Annotated in this window: 19 protein-coding genes and 1 pseudogene; 8 read left to right on the forward strand and 12 right to left on the reverse strand. The window is 42.3% G+C overall.

Features of this window, described 5'->3' with window-relative positions; genetic code table 11:
- Positions 1-120: 120 nt before the first annotated feature.
- From ACYTXL_RS30835 to trpS, 5 genes are all read right to left on the reverse strand, one after another.
- Positions 121-450, reverse strand: coding sequence for a hypothetical protein (locus tag ACYTXL_RS30835; RefSeq protein WP_461927945.1), 330 nt, complete (start codon positions 448-450; stop codon positions 121-123).
- A gap of 50 nt (positions 451-500) precedes the next feature.
- Positions 501-1,271, reverse strand: a complete 771-nt coding sequence (locus ACYTXL_RS30840; RefSeq protein WP_461927946.1) for an SDR family NAD(P)-dependent oxidoreductase — start codon at positions 1,269-1,271, stop codon at positions 501-503.
- 251 nt (positions 1,272-1,522) lie between these two features.
- On the reverse strand, positions 1,523-3,001 hold the full coding sequence (gene mnmE, locus ACYTXL_RS30845; RefSeq protein ID WP_461927947.1) for a tRNA uridine-5-carboxymethylaminomethyl(34) synthesis GTPase MnmE: 1,479 nt from the start codon (positions 2,999-3,001) through the stop codon (positions 1,523-1,525).
- A gap of 609 nt (positions 3,002-3,610) precedes the next feature.
- On the reverse strand, positions 3,611-4,531 hold the full coding sequence (locus tag ACYTXL_RS30850) for a methylenetetrahydrofolate reductase (RefSeq protein ID WP_461927948.1): 921 nt from the start codon (positions 4,529-4,531) through the stop codon (positions 3,611-3,613).
- 58 nt (positions 4,532-4,589) lie between these two features.
- Positions 4,590-5,600, reverse strand: coding sequence for a tryptophan--tRNA ligase (gene trpS, locus ACYTXL_RS30855; RefSeq protein WP_461927949.1), 1,011 nt, complete (start codon positions 5,598-5,600; stop codon positions 4,590-4,592).
- Between the two features lie 728 nt (positions 5,601-6,328).
- On the opposite strand from trpS, the gene ACYTXL_RS30860 reads away from it, so the two are divergent.
- From ACYTXL_RS30860 to ACYTXL_RS30870, 3 genes are read left to right on the forward strand one after another with little or no spacing between them, the layout of a single operon-like run.
- On the forward strand, positions 6,329-7,909 hold the full coding sequence (locus tag ACYTXL_RS30860; protein WP_461927950.1) for a B12-binding domain-containing radical SAM protein: 1,581 nt from the start codon (positions 6,329-6,331) through the stop codon (positions 7,907-7,909).
- Between the two features lie 20 nt (positions 7,910-7,929).
- Positions 7,930-8,385: a DNA cytosine methyltransferase gene (locus ACYTXL_RS30865; RefSeq protein ID WP_461927951.1), complete on the forward strand. Its 456-nt coding sequence runs from the start codon at positions 7,930-7,932 to the stop codon at positions 8,383-8,385.
- A complete protein-coding gene (locus ACYTXL_RS30870; protein WP_461927952.1) occupies positions 8,358-8,699 on the forward strand; it encodes a DNA cytosine methyltransferase in 342 nt (113 codons plus the stop codon). The genes ACYTXL_RS30865 and ACYTXL_RS30870 overlap by 28 nt, the downstream gene beginning before the upstream one ends.
- Here ACYTXL_RS30870 and ACYTXL_RS30875 read toward each other — a convergent pair.
- Together ACYTXL_RS30875 and ACYTXL_RS30880 are read right to left on the reverse strand one after the other, a co-directional pair.
- Entirely contained in the window at positions 8,696-9,562 is an 867-nt protein-coding gene (locus tag ACYTXL_RS30875; RefSeq protein WP_461927953.1) for a calcium-binding protein, read from the reverse strand. The genes ACYTXL_RS30870 and ACYTXL_RS30875 overlap by 4 nt on opposite strands.
- 82 nt (positions 9,563-9,644) lie before the next feature.
- A complete protein-coding gene (locus ACYTXL_RS30880) occupies positions 9,645-10,904 on the reverse strand; it encodes a glycosyltransferase family 4 protein (protein WP_461927954.1) in 1,260 nt (419 codons plus the stop codon).
- 151 nt (positions 10,905-11,055) lie between these two features.
- Here ACYTXL_RS30880 and ACYTXL_RS30885 point away from each other — a divergent pair.
- A pseudogene (locus ACYTXL_RS30885) lies at positions 11,056-11,445 on the forward strand (DUF429 domain-containing protein); the annotation flags it as partial.
- On the opposite strand, the gene brnA reads toward ACYTXL_RS30885, so the two are convergent.
- The 4 genes from brnA to ACYTXL_RS30905 form a co-directional block, all read right to left on the reverse strand.
- Complete coding sequence (brnA, locus tag ACYTXL_RS30890) at positions 11,439-11,732, reverse strand: type II toxin-antitoxin system BrnA family antitoxin (protein WP_461927955.1); 294 nt, start codon at positions 11,730-11,732, stop codon at positions 11,439-11,441. The pseudogene ACYTXL_RS30885 and the gene brnA overlap by 7 nt on opposite strands.
- On the reverse strand, positions 11,713-11,988 hold the full coding sequence (locus ACYTXL_RS30895; RefSeq protein ID WP_461927956.1) for a BrnT family toxin: 276 nt from the start codon (positions 11,986-11,988) through the stop codon (positions 11,713-11,715). The genes brnA and ACYTXL_RS30895 overlap by 20 nt, the downstream gene beginning before the upstream one ends.
- A 259-nt stretch (positions 11,989-12,247) precedes the next feature.
- Positions 12,248-14,812, reverse strand: coding sequence for an alpha-glucan family phosphorylase (glgP, locus tag ACYTXL_RS30900; protein ID WP_461927957.1), 2,565 nt, complete (start codon positions 14,810-14,812; stop codon positions 12,248-12,250).
- 544 nt (positions 14,813-15,356) lie between these two features.
- A complete protein-coding gene (locus ACYTXL_RS30905) occupies positions 15,357-15,680 on the reverse strand; it encodes a hypothetical protein (protein WP_461927958.1) in 324 nt (107 codons plus the stop codon).
- Between the two features lie 529 nt (positions 15,681-16,209).
- Here ACYTXL_RS30905 and ACYTXL_RS30910 point away from each other — a divergent pair.
- From ACYTXL_RS30910 to ACYTXL_RS30925, 4 genes are all read left to right on the forward strand, one after another.
- A complete protein-coding gene (locus tag ACYTXL_RS30910) occupies positions 16,210-16,338 on the forward strand; it encodes a hypothetical protein (protein WP_292796415.1) in 129 nt (42 codons plus the stop codon).
- A 752-nt stretch (positions 16,339-17,090) separates the two neighbouring features.
- Positions 17,091-17,786, forward strand: a complete 696-nt coding sequence (locus ACYTXL_RS30915; RefSeq protein WP_461927959.1) for an acyltransferase — start codon at positions 17,091-17,093, stop codon at positions 17,784-17,786.
- Between the two features lie 700 nt (positions 17,787-18,486).
- Positions 18,487-18,603 carry a photosystem II reaction center protein I gene (locus ACYTXL_RS30920; protein ID WP_292796444.1) on the forward strand — a complete coding sequence of 39 codons (117 nt, stop codon included), beginning with the start codon at positions 18,487-18,489 and terminating at the stop codon, positions 18,601-18,603.
- A gap of 197 nt (positions 18,604-18,800) precedes the next feature.
- Positions 18,801-21,497, forward strand: a complete 2,697-nt coding sequence (locus tag ACYTXL_RS30925; protein ID WP_461927960.1) for a DUF3769 domain-containing protein — start codon at positions 18,801-18,803, stop codon at positions 21,495-21,497.
- An 11-nt stretch (positions 21,498-21,508) separates the two neighbouring features.
- On the opposite strand, the gene ACYTXL_RS30930 is transcribed toward ACYTXL_RS30925, so the two are convergent.
- Positions 21,509-21,814: a hypothetical protein gene (locus tag ACYTXL_RS30930; protein ID WP_461927961.1), complete on the reverse strand. Its 306-nt coding sequence runs from the start codon at positions 21,812-21,814 to the stop codon at positions 21,509-21,511.
- Between the last annotated feature and the right edge of the window lie 578 nt (positions 21,815-22,392).

Genomic DNA, 22,392 nt, shown 5'->3' on the forward strand with positions numbered 1-22,392 from the left:
AATCTCCTGAGTAAGATATTGGCATCGGATCTAACAATAACTCCCTTCCCAGCCTACCGCAGTTTGTGGTTCAATTACCTGAAAATTGCTGTAAGGCGATCGCACCTTCAAATATATTTTTCAGTTATTTACAATATCTGAAAAATATATTGCTGATGATTGAGAGTTTTTTCCAACCAAGATAGGTTCTCCCTTTACTCCTCCCCGGCTAAGAGTACAAATCTTATAAAGGTTTTCACACTCAAAGATTGCCAGAACTAGTTCTTTCCCAGTTTGGTAAGAAGATGGTAAAGGTTTACCTACCTCGGATTTCAGATCAATTTCGTTGTCACGCCACTGTAACTTCCAAATACGCTTTTGGGTTATTGGTGCTTTGAGAGACTGACCAAGAGCGCTATACACCTGCTCCGCTTTAATATCATCCTTGGCTGCTGGTACAAAAAACTTCATAGGCTTTGGTTACAAGTAACGTGAGTTTCATTAGCACCAGCGTAACGCAGTTACCAAGGCAATCTGTTTCCATTCCATGAGAAAAACTGTCCACTATCGCCTTCTTGAAGCTGTTCAATCACAGCTAATAATTGGATAACAGTACGTTCCACTGAAAATAATTGTTCCACAGGTACATTTACCTGGAAAGGACGAGAAAGGCGCGTATCAGTTGTACCAGGATGTAATGTCACTATTAATGCTTTAGGACAACTTCTTTTATACTCAATTGCCGCAGTTCGCATCAACATATTGAGTGCTGCTTTAGAAGCGCGATAGCCATACCATCCACCAAGTTGGTTATCGCCAATACTACCCAATTTAGCAGAAATAGTGGCAAACACGCTGCGTTCTCCATGACGAAACAGAGGCAATATATGTTTAGCCAACAAGACAGCACCAATACTATTGATCTGAAAGTAACGCAGCAAATTTTCTGAATTTATCTGTCTTAAGCTTTTTTCAGGTTGCAAATTATCCTCATGCAGCAGTCCTACACAGTTGACTACCAAATGCAGTTTGTCAACTTGGGCAGATATTTTTTGAACAGCTTCAACAATCTGCAACTCGTCAATAATATCCATCTTTAGACAAATTAATCGCTCAGAATGTTGGCCTGCAAGAGCTATTAAATCCAAAGCTGATTCCGGTTGACGAGAAGTTGCATAAACTTTGGCTATTCTGTCATCTTGCAGCAATTTTTTCACAAAACCTAAACCAATACCTTGGCTGGCTCCCACAATCAATACGTTGACAGGATTAATTTCATTGAGAAAAGACATATAAATTTAGCTGACTTGTGGAGGTATTTCATATTCATAGCGAAAGACCAAATAAGTAAGTGGGTCAAATTAAATATAAAACCTTACTCTGCCTCTGGCTTCCCTCTCCGAACTCACGGAGAGGGATTGAGGGTGAGGTTTTATCTTATATTTAATTGTGCCTTCCTACTTAACTACCAACTCCATTAGACTTATCCGTAAATGGTAAATGTATACGGTACAATTCTTTTTGTCTTTCGCAATTTTGGAATTTACTTACCAATACAAAACTTACTAAAAATTCTATCTAAAACTGATTCTGTAACCTCTTCACCAGTAATTTCTCCTAGTGCTTGAATCGCACCGCGTAAGTCAATTGTCCAGAAATCAAGAGGGAGCTGCTGGGCAATTGTTGTTTGTACCTGTTCCAAAGAGATTTTAGCTTGAGTTAAGGCTGCTGCTTGCCTTTGATTAATGGCTAAATCCAGATCAGCCGCTTGCACTTTTTCTGCTTTAACTAGCTCTAAAATTGCTGCTTCTAAAGCATCAATCCCTTGATTTTGGGCTGCTGCTGTGACAATTTTAGATTTGGGACTTTCCTGCGGAACGCTACGCGAACGCTCAGTCGAACGATTTTGGATTTCGGCTTCTCTACGAGACGCTCCGCGAACGCTCAATCGAACGATTTGAGCTTGAAGAGTTTTTCTTTCGCTTTCTTCTACTAAATCGATTTTGTTAATTACTAAAATCAATGGACGGTGTTGTACTTGTTCGTAAATTTCTCGATCGCCTTCGGTCCACCCAGCTGAAGCGTCGATGGTAAGCAAAACTAAATCAGCTGCATTTGCAGCACGACGCGATCGCTCGATGCCAATTTTTTCCACTTGGTCTGTTGTTTCCCGAATCCCCGCAGTATCTAGTACTTGCACAGGAATTCCCCCAACAACTAACTGAGATTCCACTACATCGCGGGTTGTACCGGGTAAATCAGTAACGATCGCGCGATCGCTCCGGCTCCAAGCGTTCAATAAACTCGACTTTCCCACATTCGGACGCCCCACAATTGCCACTTTTAAACCAGTGCGTAGCAACTCACCTTTATCTTTGGTTTCCAATAATCTCGTAATTTCGGCAGCAATTTTCTCGATATCTGATATTATGACTTTATCATCCAACGGAGGAAGGTCTTCCTCAAAATCAATTCGAGCTTCGATTTCTGCCAAGATATCCAAACAGTTAGCGCGTAACTGCCGGATTGGATGAGCTAATTTTCCCTGTAAACCAGCTAAAGCACTTTGAGCAGCTTGGGGTGATTTAGCTCCCACTAAATCAGCAATACCTTCGGCTTGAGTTAAATCCAATCGTCCATTCAAAAAGGCGCGGAGAGTAAATTCTCCGGGTTGCGCTAGTCTTGCCCCATTTTCCAAACACAGTTGTAACACTTGCTGCACTGCCATAATTCCGCCGTGGCAATGGAATTCTACTACATCTTCACGGGTGTAAGAACGGGGTGCTTTCATGAGCAGTAACAGAGCTTCATCCACCAGTTGTTGCGTCTGGGGATGGCGAATATAACCGTAGAGAATTCGGTGACTTTCCCAAACTTGTTGCCCTGGTGCATGAAACAGAGTTTGGGCTAGAGCTATTGCTTGGGAACCCGATACCCGCACAATACCAACACTACCTTGTTGAGGGACAACAGCAGTAGCGATCGCAGCGATGGTTCCAGTAGTAGCAAAAACTTCTGACATGAGCGCCCTTTATAAGAGTGAGAAGTGAAAATCATAACTGATAACTTTATGGTAGGTATTTAGACTAGTTCCCGGTGCGAAACTAAATTTTCAAAAAATGACGATATGGATTTAAGCTATTTCCAGCAACCTCAGCTAAGGTTTTTAGGCTTTATAGAATAAGCTTTCTGAGTTTCGCACCGGGAACTAGACTAATAAGATGCCAACTGGCAAGGTAAAATTTACTTGGAGGTAATGCCTAACAACCCAACTTGCTAGTTATGCATTCGGGCGATCGCAAAACTTTGCGGTCTAGTGAAATCTGATTTAGTATTGTACTTCATGAACCTGTAATCTGCTGTATATTAATTAATATTCCTGAAATTGTAGGTTCTACCACCGATAGTGATTTTAGGCATGAAATCATGCTGTACTAAAAAATAGAATAAATCTAGAGCAGCATAAAAAAAGCAGATGGTTGCTCCCATCTGCTTTAATAAAAGATTCGTTATAACGGTTTCCAGGTGCATGAAGTACATATCAAAACCTTACCCCCAACCCCTCTGGGAAGTCACAGAGAGGGGAGATAAAGCACAGCTTATCGGCATGAGGTTAAACGCTATATCTCCTTTACTTGGATACCAACTGATTCACTGGAGCAACCCCAGCCAAATCTAGAATTGGCGCGATCGCATCTTCCCGTTTCACTGCCATCATGTGGACACCTTGACATAATTGCCGCGCTATTTGCACTTGCTCGGCAGCAATTTTTATCCCTTCCTCAAAAGGATCTTTGGCTTTTGCCAATCTATCAATAATATGTTGGGGAATATTTACACCCGGAACACATCTATTAATAAACTGGGCATTTTTTGCCGACTTCAACAGAAAAATTCCTGCCAAAATCGGTTTTTTATAGCCAGCAGCAATTAAATCCATAAACTTTTCTAGCCGCTCAAAATCGGTAATTAACTGACTTTGAAAAAACTGCGCTCCGGCTTCGATTTTGCGTTCAAATCGACTTTGCAAACCCGACCAACTTTGACATTGCGGATCTACTGCTGCACCCACAAATAAATCTAACGCTCCATCAGTCAAAGGTTTCTCGTTGCAATCAACGCCTTGATTCATCTTCCGAATCAGTTGCAGCAGTCGCACAGATTCCAAGTCAAACACTGCTTTGGCATCTGGATGATCGCCTGCTTTTACTGAGTCGCCAGTCAAAGCTAAAATGTTATGTATGCCCAAGGCATGAGCGCCCATCAAATCAGCTTGTAAACCAATGCGATTGCGATCGCGGCAAGCAACTTGACAAATCGGCTCTATACCCTTTTGTGACAAAATCACCGACGCCATTAACGAAGACATCCTTAACATGGCGCGGCTACCATCAGTAACATTGACAGCATGAACCCTTCCCTTAAGAGTCGCCGCCATTTGAATCATGTGCGCTGGATCTCCCCCTTTCGGCGGTGCTACCTCGGCGGTAACGAGAAATTCACCTGCTTGTACAGCTCTCTTGAAGGCTGTGGGGCTATGGGTGTGATGCATAAAATTAAGAATTTCAATTTCTTAAATGGTATAGCAAATCACACCTAAAAATGAAAACTTATAGAGGAAGAGAGAAGCCTAAAGCAGCTTTTACTTGTGATAAAGTTTGATTGGCGATCGCAGTTGCTTTCTCCCTTCCATCCCGTAACACAGACTGCAAATAGGCTTTGTCGTCTGTTATCGCCTGATATTTTTCTTGGATTGGTTTTAGGGACTCAATGATCGTGTGCGTCAACAATGGCTTGAATTGTCCCCAGCCCATATCCTGACACTCAACTGCTACATCTTGCTTTGTTTTACCAGAAAGCAATGTATACAGCATTAACAAATTATTACACTCTGGACGCGCTGGATCATCAAAAGTCAGCCCACGAATCGGATCGGTTTTACAACGCTTAATCTTGTATTCAATCTGTTCTGGTGAATCCAGCAAACTGATCCGGCTTAAGTCCGAAGGATCAGATTTCGACATTTTGCGTGTACCATCCGCCAAACTCATCACCCTTGCCCCTTCCTTACGAATCAAAGGGTCTGGTAACTTCAGAACTGGCTGATCTGGTTTACCAAATTGGTGATTTAACCGAGCTGCAATATCCCGTGTCAATTCCAAGTGTTGCTTTTGATCTTCACCCACTGGCACTTTATCCGCTTGGTAAAGCAAAATATCAGCTGCCATTAGCACAGGGTAATCCAATAAGCCTGCACTCACATTTTCTCCCTGTTTCATAGCCTTTTCCTTAAACTGGATCATATCTTGCAGCCAGTTTAGAGGTGTAATGCAGTTCAGCAACCAGGTGAGTTGACTGTGGGCTGAAACGTGGGATTGTATAAAGATGGTGGAGTGATTTAAATCAAGACCACAAGCTAGATAGAGAGCAACAAGAGTGTAGGTATCAGCTGCCAACTGTGTTGGGTCGTGTGGCACTGTAATCGCGTGCAAATCAGCGACAAAAAGGTAATTTTCGTATTCGCTCTGACCTTCTACCCAGTTGCGAATGGCTCCCAAGTAGTTACCTAGATGGTAATTGCCAGTTGGTTGAACTCCAGAAAGAACACGTTGCTTGCCCATAAATTCCAACTTAATTATCTCAAATCCGCGTTATGTGAAGTGGCGATGTTTAGCGACAAGTCGCTTCTCTACCAGACGCTAGGCGTAGCTTGCTTCTCCATAGAAGTGTCCGCCTACGCAAAACTCATTTAATTTTGACATTTTCCAGGTTAACTCGCCGTTACCGGATCAGAGATTTTAACTCAATAGGCGGGAAGTAAAGCGCTTACCCCCTCGGAAGCGGTGGGATCTAAGCGATTTATCACCTTTTCTTTACAGAAATAGACAAAATTTAAGTTTTTGTCTAAGAAAGTACAGTAACCTGGGAATTGTGAGTTAATTTTTCTACTTCGGGGAGTCTGCTGATGAAAGCTTTACTACTTCTTTCTCGTCTAACGACAAGACGTTTGATCTAGCAAGCATTTTTTCGCTCCACAAATTCTTTATTAGCTTTGATTACAACGATCATAATACTGCCAAGTAACTGCAAAACCAGATTTGCAAATTGCGCGATGTCTGTCTTCAGACAAATAAATAAAGAATGAAGATGGTGCGATCTTAGGCATCATGTAAAAATAAGTTGTACAAATTTTGTTTCAAACGGATTGCAAATCTAGCTTCCAGATAAAAACTGTTCAGGTTATTTTTACACAAATCCTTAGCATCATCTCTGCAATCCTGATCAAAAAAAAAGGATTTCTCAGAAGTATAAAATATCCCAATCCAAATTTAGTTAGAGGATTACAGGAATGAAAGCACTCTTACTTTACCCCCGCTTTCCCAAAACCTTTTGGTCTTACGACGAATTTATGAAAATAGCGGGACTTAAAGCATCTGTTCCGCCGCTAGGTATTCTGACTGTTGCCGCGATGCTACCAACAGACTGGGAAATTCGGTTTTATGACCGCAATGTTAATCAAGAAACGGATGTTGATTGGCAATGGTGCGACATAGTGATTGTTTCTGCCATGCTTGCACAGAAAGAAGACTTTCTTGCCCAAATTCACAAAGCAGCGCAGTTGGGGAAAAAAGTGGCTGTGGGTGGTCCTTATCCAACCTCAGTGCCAGAACCTGCACTGAAAGCAGGAGCTAACTATTTGATTTTAGATGAAGGGGAGATTACAGTTCCCCAATTTTTAGATGCGATCGCCAAAGGTGAAGAACAAGGAACCTTTCGCGCCCTGGAAAAACCAGATATAACCCAAAGCCCCATACCTCGCTTTGATTTACTCAAGCGAGATGATTACTTAATGATGGCCATCCAGTTTTCTCGGGGTTGTCCTTTTGAATGCGAATTCTGTGACATCATCAATCTATACGGCCGCAAACCACGTACCAAAGAACCCAGTCAAAGCCTAGCAGAACTCCAAAGCCTCTATGACTTAGGCTGGCGCGGATCTATATTCATAGTGGATGATAACTTCATTGGTAATAAGCGCAATGTGAAACGCCTCTTACAAGAATTAATTCCGTGGATGCAGGAACGCAATTATCCCTTCACCTTCATGACTGAAGCTTCCATCAATCTAGCAGAAGATACTGAGCTATTAGAACTAATGGCTAAAGCTGGTTTCTACGCAGTCTTTTTGGGTATCGAAACACCAGATCAAGACAGCCTGCAAAGCACTCGCAAGTTTCAGAATACCCGCAATCCCCTGTTAGAAGCCTGTCGTATTATCAATCAAGCTGGATTGTTGATCTATGCAGGATTTATCATTGGTTTTGATGGAGAAAAGGCTGGCGCTGGAGAGCGGATTCAAGCTTTTGTTGAAGAAACCGGCATTCCTCAACCGATGCTAGGTATACTCCAAGCCCTTCCCAATACTGCCCTCTGGGAAAGACTAAAAAAAGAGGAGCGATTATTAGAAGGACTTGGAGTTTTAGAGGTGGGGGATCAGAATTCCTTAATGAATTTTGTTCCTAGTCGGTCGATGGCTGAAGTTGCTAAAGAATATTTAGAGGCAATTTGGAGAATGTACGAACCCAAGAACTATCTCCGACGTTGTTTTGAACAATGCCTTAAGATTACACCTAATCCCCAACTACAGCAGACGATGTATTTTCCTCCTGGCAAAGGACTGCGACTACTTGCAAACTTGCTCTGGCGTCAAGGCTGGAAACGGCGGGAAATTCGGGGTCAATTTTGGCAACAGCTTTGGGTTATTCTCCGCACCAAGCCGCAATTCGTAAATATGTATTTGGGTTTATGTGCTGCTGGCGAGCATTTTTGGGAATACCGCCTTTTAGCCAGAGAGCGCATTACTGAGCAGTTAGGATTTGATCCGCTAACCACGCCTACCCCTGTTGAAAAACCATTAGTCACAATTTAGTGTTCAGTTTTTGGTAGCAATTGGTTGCGATCGCTTTTGTGGGTTTCTGGAAAAAGACTATATGTCATACTGAAGCAGACATCAATATCAAGCAAAAAATGCAAGGAACCCAACTTTCTTTTTTTCCTAACGAGGAAAATCACTCTACTATAAAGCAAAAAAAACCCGAATTAGGACGTTATGAACGTATCCAACGAGAACTAGATCAAAATGACTCCGATCCAAACAAAATATTTATTGAAGTTGATTCTGTGCCAAATCTACCATCTAATTACACCTTCATCGATCTGTTTTGTGGAGCAGGGGGAATAACACAAGGACTAGTTCAAGCTGGATTTAAACCCTTAGCTAGTGTTGAAATCAACCAAATCGCTTCTGCTACCCATAAAAATAACTTTCCCCAATGTCATCACTTTTGCGGAGATATCGAACAGTTTGATTCCCATAATTGTTTACAACAAATCGGCTTGAAGTAAATCTTGTTATAGGCGGGCCGCCATGTCAGGGTTTCTCAGTAGCAGGAAAACGTGATCATAAAGACCCCCGCAATCGTTTATTTTATGAATTTGTACGTGTTGTATCAGAAATACGTCCTTGGTATGTTGTTATGGAAAATGTCCCAGGCATTCTGACTATACAAAACGGAGATGTAAAAAAAGCAATTATTGAAGCTTTTGAATCTATTGGTTATCCTAATATATCTGTTGCAATTCTTAAATTCAGTATCTGTTATTTATTTTTTAAAGGTAGCGATCAGACTAATCTTTCTCACCAAACTCACTCGATTTAGCTCTCTGCAAAACCCACTTGTCCTCCAATTAGCCCTAGAAATCCGGTTCCAAAGTGCTGAATCTCCAAAAAACTGGCTTGCTCCGGTGAAGTTTTGTAAATTCGGAATGTCTTCATAATTCCCAAAGTAGCAGCACTTTCTAGAGCACCAACAAAGCTAGTATCTCGGTCAATAAAATAAGTTTGATTAGCCCAATGAGCCATCTGATTTACGTTTAAAAAGTAGCAGCCTGAATGAGGGTTGAGGGCACGACGAAAGGTAATTGGTGTATTCAGAATTGTACCGTTGAGTTCCTGTTGCTCCTGCACATTTTGAAAGGGAGCAGTTACTCGTAAAGCCAAATCCCCATCAATGTAAGCTTTGTGAACCAAACCGTAAGGCGAGACTTCATAACGATTTGGCTGGAGTAAGTTTAAGTCACCAGCTTGTTGGGTAAACCAGTTTAATTTTATAAAAAACCAAGGGTCATGAATAATTACGTCATCTTCAATAAAGCAGTAGTAATCATATTGACCGAGACAACTTTGCAGAACAGCTTGGCACTCAAACCCCAAAAGTAGAGGTTCTACATCAGTAGAATGATGCCTATATAAATGGGATGGTAAGGGAAGCTGACTCAGAAGATGATTATCTTTGGTTGTACAAATAACAATATCTAGTTCGTGAGACTGCGGCTGGTTAGCAGGGAAAGCTAGTCGTTGAGCAATGTTGATGATACTTTGAGATTTCCCAAATAATTGATGTAAAGCGGTAAGACTTTTAGTTAACGCCTGTAAACGGGGTTGCGGATCTTTGCGTTGGGAAGCATGACTACCATCACTGCTAGGTTTGAAAAAATGGGCAATAGTAAAAATAATTCGCATTTTAAATATCGCTTCTATATTTCTCTGTCATTTGTCATTTGTCCTTTTTTGGTTGTAACTAATGACCAATGACTAATTTCATTTAATTTCTCCCAAATCCTTTAGAAGGTGGGCGGTTTTTCAAGCTATTAGAACTTTTACCAGCGAACATCCATTGCAAATGCTGTGGTAAAAGTTTTGCCAAATCATAACGCTTGATAATTGTCTCTCGCGCATTCGCCCGAATTGTATTCATCTCCTGAGGATTGTTCAGTGCCTCTTCAACCCTATTAGCAATATTCTGAGGAGAAAAGAAATTTACCAGCAGTCCATTCACCCCATCCTGTATGACCTCCAATACTGGCGGAGTTTTAGAAGCTACTAATAAACATCCTGCGGCCATTACTTCTAACATTGACCAGGATAAAACAAAGGGACGGGTTAAATAAACATGAGCAGAAGAAGCTTGCAAAACCTGGAGGTACTCATTATAAGGAAGCCTATCTGTAAAGTGCAGCCTCGATAAATCCAAAGATAATTTTTCCAACATTAATTGTTTATAAGTCTGACCATCGGGGAGATTTTTACCATAAGCAACCCGATCTTCTCCCACAACTACTACATGGCACTGAGGTCGTCGCTGCTGAAGTAAGGCCACCGTTTCCATAAACTGTGGAAAACCTCTATAAGGTTCCATCCCCCGTCCCACATAAGTTACCAACTCTTCCACATGGGAAAGATCAAGATTTATTCTTGGTAAAACTAACTTTGCACCTGGTTTGGGAGCAAAATATTTGGTATCAATACCATCATGAATTACAGTGAGTTTGCTATGATATTCCTTCGGAAACTGCTGGCGCTGCCAATTAGTCGGAGAAAGTCCGCGATCGCAGCTATATAAATCAGTCAAAATCGGCGTATTTTTGACGCGGATGCGACATTCATCATCAGCATTCAATGGTTCATTGGGATCAAAATCTGCATCCGAACCGTGAGCATGGTAAAACCACTCGAAATAACATAATAATTCAGCTTTGGGGAAAACATCTTTCATAAATAAAGTCGGTCCCCAACCAGAATGACCATAAACTATATCTGGAACGAAACCCTCAGCTTTTAATTTTTCTGCCATGCGATAGACAGCCTGCGCGGTGAGAACAGCATTTTCCAGGCTGCGAACATAGTGGTGGGTTTGGGGAGCAGGTTCACGAGAAGGAGTGTAAATAGCTTTATAAACGCCAGCTATTTCCCCTTCACGACGATTTGTCCCAAAGACAACTTTGTAATTCTTATCCTTACCTAAAACTGTCGCTAGGTTGCGAAATTGCGAAGGAAAATTGGGATGTAAAAATAAAATCTGCATCGGAATAATCTTGATTAACTTATCGCCAGATAAAATAAATTAAGACAAGCTTCTTAAGATTATAGGATTATTTTCCCTAACTTTTTACAAGTAAATTTAGGTTAATTCTTGCTGCAAAATGGGAAAATAATCGCAAATTCGTGTTATAAGTATGAAATTTATTGGCATTGATTTAGGCTGGCGATCGCAACCAAGTGGATTATCCTGCTTAGAATGGATAGATGGACAACTACAACTACTAGACTTAGATCGCAAATCAGCCATTACAGACATCCTTACCTGGATCAATCTGAAGGTACAATCAGACGAACCAGCCATCATCGCCGTAGATGCACCTACCCTCATACCCAACGCCACTGAAAGTCGCCTCCCCGACAAACTCAGCCACAAATACTTTAGTAAATATCATGTGGGATGCTACCCAGCTAACAAAAACCTACCCTTCGGCGATCGCACCATCAACTTTGGCTTAGAATTAGCATCACACGGCTTTGCACACGCACCCACCATCGAACCGCAAAAACTTTGCAGATATCAAATTTCTGATTTAATCTGGTTCTTGGCCAGATAATGTTCATCAAGAGCGCGTCTTAACATCATTTTAATCAGAGCTTGACGGCTAATATTGAGTTCAGTTGCCATTCCATCGAGTTCGTTAAGCATTGGACTAGGAATTTCAAGGTTTGTTGTTACTATATCCTGTCTTCTTCGTGAGATCATTTGATGAGGCGTTCCGACTCTGGTTGTCGTGGAGTCAAAATAACGATCTACAACTTCCTCTCCTGCCTCAATTTTCTTCTCAAGTTCTTTAATAGAAATATTGTTCATAGATTTCTCTCTCCCGTCTCGTACTTTTCCAATAAGTAATTAACCAAATATATTCACCTTCATCATCATAACGAACTTCGTAAATAACTGACAAAAGGGTGTTTCCCTGATATCCAATAGCAATAAATTGTTCTGGATCATCTCGTTTTATTCGTTCTACATAATCACCTGCCAAAATAGTAGCGACCTCTTCCAAAGAATATCCCCTATTTTGCTTAAGAAGCTGACTTTTGTGATTATCCCAGTCAAATCGCATTTCCCTTATAATTGCTCATAATTCTAGCAATAATTATTTTCGGAGCGTGGCTACATGGCAAAATAAAAGGGGAGCATCTCAGTGAAAGCAAATATACCAGACGAGAAACAAGATTCTTGCTCCCTCTCCTTACCACGGAGAGGGTTGGGGTGAGGTTTTACAAGGCTTTTTACGAGATGAGATGCTCCCAAATAAAAGGCGTTGCTAAACTTAAATCAGCAACGCCTAGTCTGAAGTATTCAATAAATACTCAGCCCTCTTATTCTGCCCAAGCAATTAACCTTGGTTCATAGGGATTAGCTAGGTTTTGATTTTTCGGCAATACACGCAAAGACAAGCCTTGCAAACCAGAAGCCGTATAGGTGATATTACCCGTGTAAATACTCAATTGCTGTGCATCCTCCCCTTGGTAATGCATCACCACTGGCAGAGCGTTGACAATCTCACCATTGGCATCGATCGCACCTGGATATAGCTCCACCTGTACATCATCATTTGTCAAAGTTGCCAAGTCAACCTGGGCTTTGACAGCAACAGTTTGGTTAACCTCAATGTCTGAAGCTGCCGATACGTCAATATCTTTGATTCTGATGTTGAACCAGTGTTCGCCCAGTTTTTCTTTCCAAGCAGCTAGTTCTTTAGCTGGAGCATAGTTATCAACACTCAGGGTATGATAGCGATCGCTAGCCGGAAAATAAGCTCTTTGTGCATATTCTCCTACCATCCGCGCTGTATTAAAGAAGGGACAATTCAACCGAATTGCATCCTTCATTTTGGCAACCCACGGACGGGGCAAGCCATCACTATCCCGATGTTCATAAAATAGTGGTACAACTTCCTTTTCTAACAACTCATAAAGAGCGTTTGCTTCTACTTCATCTTGATAGTTAGGATCGTCGTAATTCTCTCCATGTCCAATCGCCCAGCCTGTGCGGACGTAATCAGCTTCATCCCACCAGCCATCTAGTACACTTAAATTCGGCAATCCATTCATTGCTGCTTTCATCCCACTGGTACCAGAGGCTTCCCGTGGACGACGCGGTGTGTTTAACCAGATATCGCAACCTGCAACCATCAACCGGGATATGTAAATGTCGTAATTGGGAACAAACACTACCTGTTTTTCTAAATGTTGTTCCTTGATAAAGTGATTGATATCACGGATCAGTTCTTTACCGGGAATATCCTTAGGATGTGCCTTACCAGCAATCACGAATTGGACTTTTCGGTCTTTGTTAGCTAGCAAAAGCCGCTTAATGCGTTCCAAATCACGCATCCAGAGGGTAGCACGTTTGTAGGTGGCAAACCGACGGGCAAAGCCAATGGTGAAAGCGTAAGGATCTAAAACTTCTTGTGCCTGGAAAATTTCGGAGGCAGAAGCACCGCGATCGCGCAAATGCTTGACCAAATGCTCTCGCACATACAAAACCATATCTAAGCGGCAGCGTTCGTGATTGCGCCACAACTCCTCATCGGGTATGGCCTCCATCCGCTCCCATAATGGGCTATCTAGCGGTGCTGATGACCAGTTTGGCCCCAGGTAGCGATCGTACAACTCTTGAGTCGATTTTGCCACACAACTCCGGGCGTGGACACCGTTAGTAATTGCGGCGATCGGCACTTCCTCTACTGGCACCTTTTTCCACAAGCCCTGGAACATTTGCCGCGACACCACACCGTGCAGTTGTGCTACACCATTAGAAAATGTTGCCATCTTCAACGCCAGCACCGCCATACTGAAAGGCCCAGATAAATCGCCTGTATTCTCGCGCCCCAGTCCTAAAAATTGCTCTTTGGGCAACCCAAATATCTCTGCATAGTACCCTAAGTAGTACAATATTTTGTCAGGAGCGAACAAGTCAATTCCCGCCGGTACTGGCGTGTGGGTGGTAAAAATATTACTAGAAGCCACCACCTGTTTAGCTTGGGGATAATCCAGTCCCTCTTCCTGAATCAGGAAGCGGATGCGCTCTAGGGCGGAAAAGGCCGCGTGACCTTCATTCATGTGGTAGGCGGTGACTTTCAGCCCCAAGGCTTTGAGCATTTGCACACCACCTATTCCCAGCATGATTTCCTGGTGGATACGCATATCGATGTCGCCACCGTACAGCTGATCTGTGATGTCGTGGTCGTAAACATTGTTAGGTTCAATGTTGGTGTCCAGCAGATATAGGGGAACCGTTCCTACCTGTACGCGCCAAACTCTGGCATATACCTTGCGTCCTGGATAATCTACCGCAATCCGCAGTTCTGAACCATCGGCATTGCGCTCTAGATGCAAGGGCATATTGTAGAAATCGTTGAGCAGGTAGCGTTCTTGCTGCCAGCCATCAGCATTGAGATACTGAGCAAAGTAGCCTTGCTGGTACAGTAAACCTACACCTACAAGCGGTAGCCCCAGATCACTGGCAGATTTGAGGTGATCCCCCGCCAAAACACCCAAGCCCCCAGAATAGACGGGCAAACAATCTACAAGTCCAAATTCCGCCGAAAAATAGGCGTAGCATTCTTTTGGTTTCTGCTCCCGTTGTTTCTGATACCAGGTGCGCTCTTGCAAATAATCATCTAACTGACGGTCAGATCGATCCATTTGCGCTAAGAAGCCTTCATCTTCGACAACTTCCAGAAGCCGCGATTGAGAGATAGTACCCAGCATTAACACCGGGTTATGATGGCTAGACTCCCAGAGGTCAGAATCTAAGCGACGAAATAAATCTTTAGTGTCAACATTCCAATCCCAGTGCAAGTTATATGCTAGCCGCCGTAATGGTTCGAGCCGCGGCGGTAATGAAGGAGATACGTTAAATGTGCGAATTGGCTGCATAGGTTGGCAAAACTCCAAGTTTAGCTATGGTTATTATTTACTCTCTTTACCCAATGTTGCCAATTCTTTATACTGTAGTTTGTGAAAAAGCGATGACTTTGTTAAACATTGAGAATTATTTTTAACCTCGTTGCTAAAGTTTATACCAAGGTGTTTCTAATTCTATACGTTACCCTCAGCCATATACTTGGTATATTAAGATTTAATCATTTACTGGCACTGGATCACTTAAAAAAGTTTAGTTTGGAATAAATAATTTATATTTATTTTAGTATTGATTGCGGGGATCAATTCTCTGGTCTTGGCTGAGGCTGAAAATTCCTCATAGCTGTGTCCAGGAAAGTCAAATTTTTAATTATTTTTTAATAAAATTGGGCTGGCAAAGAAGCAGTCTAAGATTAAGGTTAGCTTAAGGTGATGCGAATCAGCTGAAATTAGATCGCATGAAAACTTTACCAAGCAGTTAATCAGAAAAAGCGAGCGCTAACTACTTGGTATTAAATCTTCACACTAAATCAGGAAAATAACTTACGAAGGTGTTATTTTATGCACCTAATGAAGGCTGATCGTGAGTATTTTTTGTCATCGTCAGAGCTACAGCTGCTGCATAAGCAATTTCTGCTGCCATTTGATAAGCAAGTTTGATACTTGATGAAGTGTCCTTGGCTTTAGGAGAGAGAGAAGCTTTTTTTCGGCGCGACTCTTGTTTGATATCACCTGCTACAATAGCTCGCTGCAAAATGATCCAGGCATCTAGGTCTTCTGAGTCATAATTACTTTGAAGTTGCGATCGCACTTTATCCTCAGCTACAACACTCAGATAGCCTGTAGTTAGAGCTTGTTGCACAATTTCTTTAATTAAAGCCATAATAATTTAAACCAAGTGTGTGAGTTAAAACCGATACCTCAATTTGGGCATTTGATCTTCTTTTGTGGACTTCTCCTGAAAACTAAGTTACGTTTTAGCTCTCTTTCAATAGAATTTATAATAAGTAGTATTAAGAACGCATCCCCCGCTTGGCTCACCCGAATGGGTGATTTACAAATTTATACACAAAAATGCCAATTAACGGCTGACAGCATTTTTTAACTTCCCATCCTGAAGGTATTTAATCTAAGTGTATAAAATTATTTGAGGGTAGCGTAGGCTTTGACCACACTTCTCTACGAGATGCTGCGCAAATGACAAAGCTCAGTGACCACCGTAGGCATCGCTTGAGTAAAAAAGTTAACTGATTTCTGCCATTCTCATCAACAAGCAACCTGGAAATCAACTTATTTATTGAGAGTGTTCCACTAAAAATAAAATGTGTTATCGTTAAAAACAATTGTTATTAAAAACCATTCATCTAATTACAAGCGTGAATCGGTTAGTGTGTAAATCATCCGAGTGCAACATGATTGGAGCCGCATACTCGAAAAATTCGTTGCAAGAAAGCCGTCATAGCAGTCGGGGAAGCGCTTACTTGTTTGCACCGATGGTTAACTTCAATGTGATGGCTGATGTGGGAGATAATCCACCATAATTGGATTTTATTTAGGCAAAAATACCCAAATAAATCCAACAATAATTACATTGTCACGCTAGGCAGAAATTTTATCTAAATCTTTGAAATAGTCTAGTTAAATGTATTTTTTGTTGCAAAATAGCTTGTGGAACTAAGTTGTTTCAAAAGACTAAAACCGCTTGAGAGGAAGTAGCCTCAAGGGAAACAACTCTATCCCTAGTACAGCACGGCGTAAATAAGCCACCCATTTGTAATCTCTGAAACCCTTGCTAAAACGTAATTACGAATTACGAATTACGAATTACGAATTACGCGAAGCGGTACTAGTTGCGTAACAAGCTTTGCAAATTTGCCGCAGAACGAAAACAGTAGCCTATCTAAACCAGCAAATTTTCCTATCAGACAATTTAATAGTCTGAGTTTTGACGCTGCAATGCACTGAAATTGTTTTGTTAATTTAGCTGATGAAAAAGAAGCCAAATTTTTACGTACCTATGGTACAAAAGCTTCTAGCGACTTAACGCAATTGTGCAGATAAATTGAGTGATTATACACACCTAAGCTAAAGAATTTCTCACATAGTCAAAGCCAGACTATGGTTTTCCAATGTTTGAAAAACCATCTAAAAATCTGGGGAAATTTGGGTAATACTGCCAATTTACCTTCTGTGTCAAGGAATATTAACACTGTTGGGATTGGCAGAATATGAGGATAGAGCCAAAACAACTTTCAACACTGCCAACAACAATTGATTAAAGAGATATCTAGCCATGCCTAACGAGCAATATTTTTCAAAATTGCAGCGCGTGCAAGAACTTTTAGTAACTACAGTGTTAGGAGATATTCCCACACTGATTCTGGGGCCAAAGTTGCGTAATTTGGGATATCGTAGTATTTTTGCCCAGATCGGCAGCCCAGTCTATATTCAAAATGGTGTTGAATTTAACGGTACTTCTTGTATTGAGATCGGCAGTGGAGTATATATTTTCAAAGGTGTACGGATGGATGCTAGAGGACACAAAAATAATAGAATTCATCTAGGAAATAGAGTCGCTATTGAGCGTAATGTTGATATAGGGTCTTTGTCAGATACGTATATACATATTGATGAAGACACCTTCATTGCTCCCAACGTGTCTATTGAGGGGCCAGGAGACATTAAAATTGGTAAACACTGTATGATTGCTGCCCACTCAGGGATATATGCCAATAATCATAATTTTGCCGATCCGATAGAGCCGATTAAATACCAAGGCGTTACTCGCAAGGGAATTGTGATTGAAGATGATTGTTGGCTAGGGCATGGAGTAACAGTATTAGATGGCGTTACTATCGGCAAAGGCAGTGTTATTGGTGCGGGAGCAGTTGTCAATAGAGATATTCCTCCTTTCTCCGTTGCTGTAGGCATACCTGCACGAGTAATCAAAAACCGAATTGGCAAAGACTTAAGCATTACTTCAAGCTGAGAAATAGGGCATTGGGCACTTGTACTGAGCGTTGCCGTTGGCGCAGCCTCTCGTAGAGAAGTATGGGGCATTGGGCATTGGGCATAATAACTATCCCAATACGCTTGGGTTAACGATAATAGTAGGTTGGGTTGAACGAACGCGAACAGCGTCCCGTAGGGAAGTGAAACCCAACAAATGCCCGAAAATGTTGGGTTACCCTGCGGGAGGAAAGCTACGTTCCTCAAACGCCACTTGCTTTAAGTCGGCAGAGCTGCCCAACGCAGTGGCTCCCCAACCTACACAATCTAAGGTTTTTAGAGTCTAACACCAAGCGTATTGATAACTATCCTTTTGTAACGTGTAATCTGTTCCCTTTTTTAAGAAACCTTTGCCGTTAGTCAGCGTCACAAGAGTAAATAGTCTCTGATACCAATTTTAAAAATGATTGCGACAAATGGAAACCTGAAACGCTTATCCAATGGATGTTTCATAATCCAAAATCTAAAATGGTATGAGTTATTTTTTAAGGGCATCTAAAAGTCAGACAACTGACATCTTGCACCATTATCAATAACCGTAGGATAGGCACTGCCAATCCCCAATCCCCAGAGTTCTCTAAAAAATGGACGAGATTTGGGTAATATAAAGGAGCTATCTTTTCTGCATGGCAGATTCTGAAAGAAAAGCTCTCTTTGTCTTACCCGTTGGAGATATTTCTATGCTGACTTTAAAAATCGCTGTTTATATTGTTGTTGCCTTCTTCGCCGCTCTCTTCGTCTTCGGATTTTTGTCGAACGATCCCGCTCGTAACCCCGGCCGTCGGGACTCAGAGTAAAAGAACGATAAATCATCCGCGACTTTGGAAGGCGGAAGATACTAAACGCCACGGAAACTTACTAAACTTTCAAAGTGATAAGTTTCCTCTTCCAAGTGGCTTGCTCCAGGTAGCAGAAGGCGACAGTCGGAAGGCAAAATGTATATTTATCCTTCCGTCGGTCATTTGGCTGTTTGTTAGCCCGATTTTGCTCAAATATGCTTCATCCAGTTCTGCCGCCCAATCCGCCTCCTATCCTCGAATCTTTACAACCTGTAAATCCTGCCTCATCTTTTAGTCATACAAAGTTTCTTTCAGGTGTAGAAACTGGAATACACGAAAAGACAGACAAATCCCAGCAGCCCAAGGATTTGGCTCAGTTGGCAATTGCGGATGACACCAAGAGTAATCCGCCATTGCCAACTCCGATAAACTCAACTCAGGATGACTTGGTAGTTGCCAAAACTTCCTCTATACCTCATTCATCAGAAACCTTTCCACTAGAATTTTCCCCCCTTACCGCTTCTAGGAGTGCTGCACTTTTGGGGCAGCCGGTGGTAGTTAGTTATCCGATGCAGGAAGTTCTAGCCCCTAATCGCCATCAGACCAGTAAGACTCAAAACCCCTACGGAGTGCGAATTGGGACAGATGATGAGAAACTTCCCCCATTCTCCATGCTCTCTGCTTCCATGCTCTCTGCTCCTCTGTCTCCGCTTGACATTGCTCCAAGTGTCACAAACACTGACAAGTTAGTTGAGTCGAAGGCGGAAATTTTAGCTGAGAAGTTAACCCAACAAAAACAGCAAAGTGATATTACTGCACAACAGTTTCCAGAAGCAGACAATATCTCTGTATCTGCTGCTGATCTTGCACCGAGTTCTCAATCAGTACAAAATTTTATAAAATTCAAGTCTCGCAGCCCGACAAACCAACCCTCAACGCCGATTATTGTAGAATTCAAGTCTCAAACCCAGCAACAAAGCCAAGTACCACAGGGTTATGCCACTAATCAGCCACAAAGTCAACCATCTGCTACAACCGCGCCAGCTAGCACGCCGCCAGTCAGACGGAGAACTGTGGAAGTCACTTCCGATCGCCAAGAGTATGACGAGCAACGGCGAATTGTTACAGCTGTAGGTAATGTAGTTGTGCGATTTGATGGGGCGGTGGTAGATGCCGATCGCCTGCAAGTCAATTTGGACAATTTGATCGCTGCGGGGGAAGGCAACGTAACTTTAACCCGGGGCGATCAGATACTGCGTGGACAACGCTTTACCTATAACTTTGTTCAAGATAGTGGGGAACTGGAAAATGGTAGAGGAGAAATTTATGTACCCTCAGCCCAAACAGATTTTGCTTTCTCACCCACCGATGTAACGGCTAGTGGAGTCTCAAAACTTCCGCCAAGCGATCGCATTCGAGCCAATCAGCCCCTTTCCGGTGTGAGCAGCCCTGGAGGAATTGATGTGACAATTGGTGGCCAGGCAAATGCTACCAACATCCCGCCACCGAAAAGTGGGGGTGTAGTCAATCGGCTCAGGTTTGAAGCTGAACACATTAACTTCTATCCGCAAGGCTGGCAAGCAAGCGATGTCCGCATCACCAATGATCCTTTTTCGCCCCCAGAACTAGAATTACGCGCAGACAAAGTAACTCTGACGCGAGAATCACCCTTGGTAGACCGCATCAGGACACAGCGACAGCGTTTGGTATTTGATCAAACACTCTCCTTACCAATTCCGCTGGATGAGCATACTATTGACCGCCGGGAGCGGGACGTTACACCCTTTATAGTCTCTCCTGGCTTTGATGGAACTGATCGGGGTGGTTTTTATATTGAGCGTGGCTTTTCAGTGATTAGTACAAGCCAGACTCGCTGGACGATCACGCCCCAGTTATTATTAGAGAGAGCTGTGCAACAAGGTACGGGTGACTTAGGCGCACTGTTTGGTGTGAAGACAACGATAAATTCCGTTTTGAGTCCACGGACAACATTTCAGGGGACTGGGCAGTTAACCAGTCTTGACTTGAGCCAGGTGGAAAACAATTTGCGGGCGAATTTTGCATTGCGCCAGACATTAGGCAATCGCCTTCCCTACATCTTTAATCTGCAATATAACTACCGCGATCGCCTTTACAATGGTAGCCTCGGCTTTCAAACTGTCCAAAGCAGTTTTGGCGGCATTATTATCTCTCCTGTGATTCCTCTAGGAAAAAGTGGCATCAACCTCAACTATCAGGCAAGCGCTCAGTATATCGATGCCAACACCGATCGCCAAGACTTACTAAAACCGCAGCGGGAAAATAATCGCATCTCATTAAGTCGTTTACAAGGCAGCGTTACTCTCGGTCGTGGACTGTTACTGTGGCAGGGAAAACCATTACCACCCACTTCCACTGGGGGATTACGATACACGGCTAAACCTGTAGTTCCTTACTTGCAAGCGATCGCTAGCCTCACAGGCACTAGCAGTTATTACAGCAATGGTGATAACCAAAGCACCTTAACTGCTACAATTGGCTTACTAGGTCAAATTGGTCATTTTTCTCGACCCTATTTAGACTATACCGCCTTTAATATTAGTTACTCCCAAGGCTTAAACAACGGATTATCACCCTTTTTGTTTGATCGCTCCGTTGATAACAAAGTGTTGAACGCTGGGATATCACAGCAAATCTACGGACCTTTTCGCTTAGGCTTCCAAACATCTATTAACTTGGATACTGGTACACAAACTAGTACCGACTACATTTTGGAATATAGCCGTCGCACCTATGGCATCACCTTGCGTTACAATCCGGTGCTGGAGTTAGGCGGCTTTAGCATCCGAATTAGTGATTTTAACTGGGGTGGCGGCACTAATCCATTTTCGGAAGTTAAGCCAGTAGTAAACGGCGTGCAACAGGAGAATTAGTCACACAGTTATCAGTGATCAAAGGAATCACTCTCACGCCTGGGAAACTTCACCGCCCTAGCTTGAGAATAAGTTGATGCACCACCAGGTATTCTCAGCTTGGCATAGTCGCCACTTAGTTGAACACTTGACGGTGGTTGGTGTAGAGTTGCACAGCATCTTTGCACTGCGGCTTGGTACTCTCGCCATTGCTTGCGGATTGCTATACTGGCGGCATCCTTACCTAAGTCTGAAAATCTTAGCCCCGCTCGAATCAGCCAAGATTCCACGTCAGTTGTTTCACCAACTATTTCTGGAATGGGATTAATCTTTTCCATGAGTAATATCTTTTAGGCATATTTAAAATTAGGTTATTTTACTTTAAGAGAAACTACTGATAATAGCCAATATAATTGTTTATCAAAATCATAAATGAAAATGATTAAAAAAATGGCTCGCATTTGAGTATAAATACTCAAATATGACAGAAGGAATTACTATTAATCCAAGTTGCTAAGTAAGTGGGTCAAATTAAATATAAAACCTTACTCTGCCTCCGGCTTCCCTCTCCGAACTCACGGAGAGGGATTGAGGGTGAGGTTTTATCTTATATTTAACTGTGCCTTCCTACTTATAAGCTAAAGCATATCTAATTTGCATATTAAAATTTTCTGAATATCTTGTGAGGTAGGCATTTAGCCCGCCCTGATTATGCAACTTTAATGCCGATTAGCTTAGGAATCCAGTTTGAATTTTGAAAACATACTGAGACTTACAGCTATTTTCAGGTAAATAGACCACGCGGTAGGGGCACAGAAAAAGCTCATTGGTGTCAACTTAAGAAAAAATCTGCTTTGAGAAGGCGTTTTGCCCTCATCCCCTAACCCCTTCTCCCAAGTTGGGAGAAGGGGAACTA

Source organism: Nostoc sp. (genome assembly GCF_054880495.1).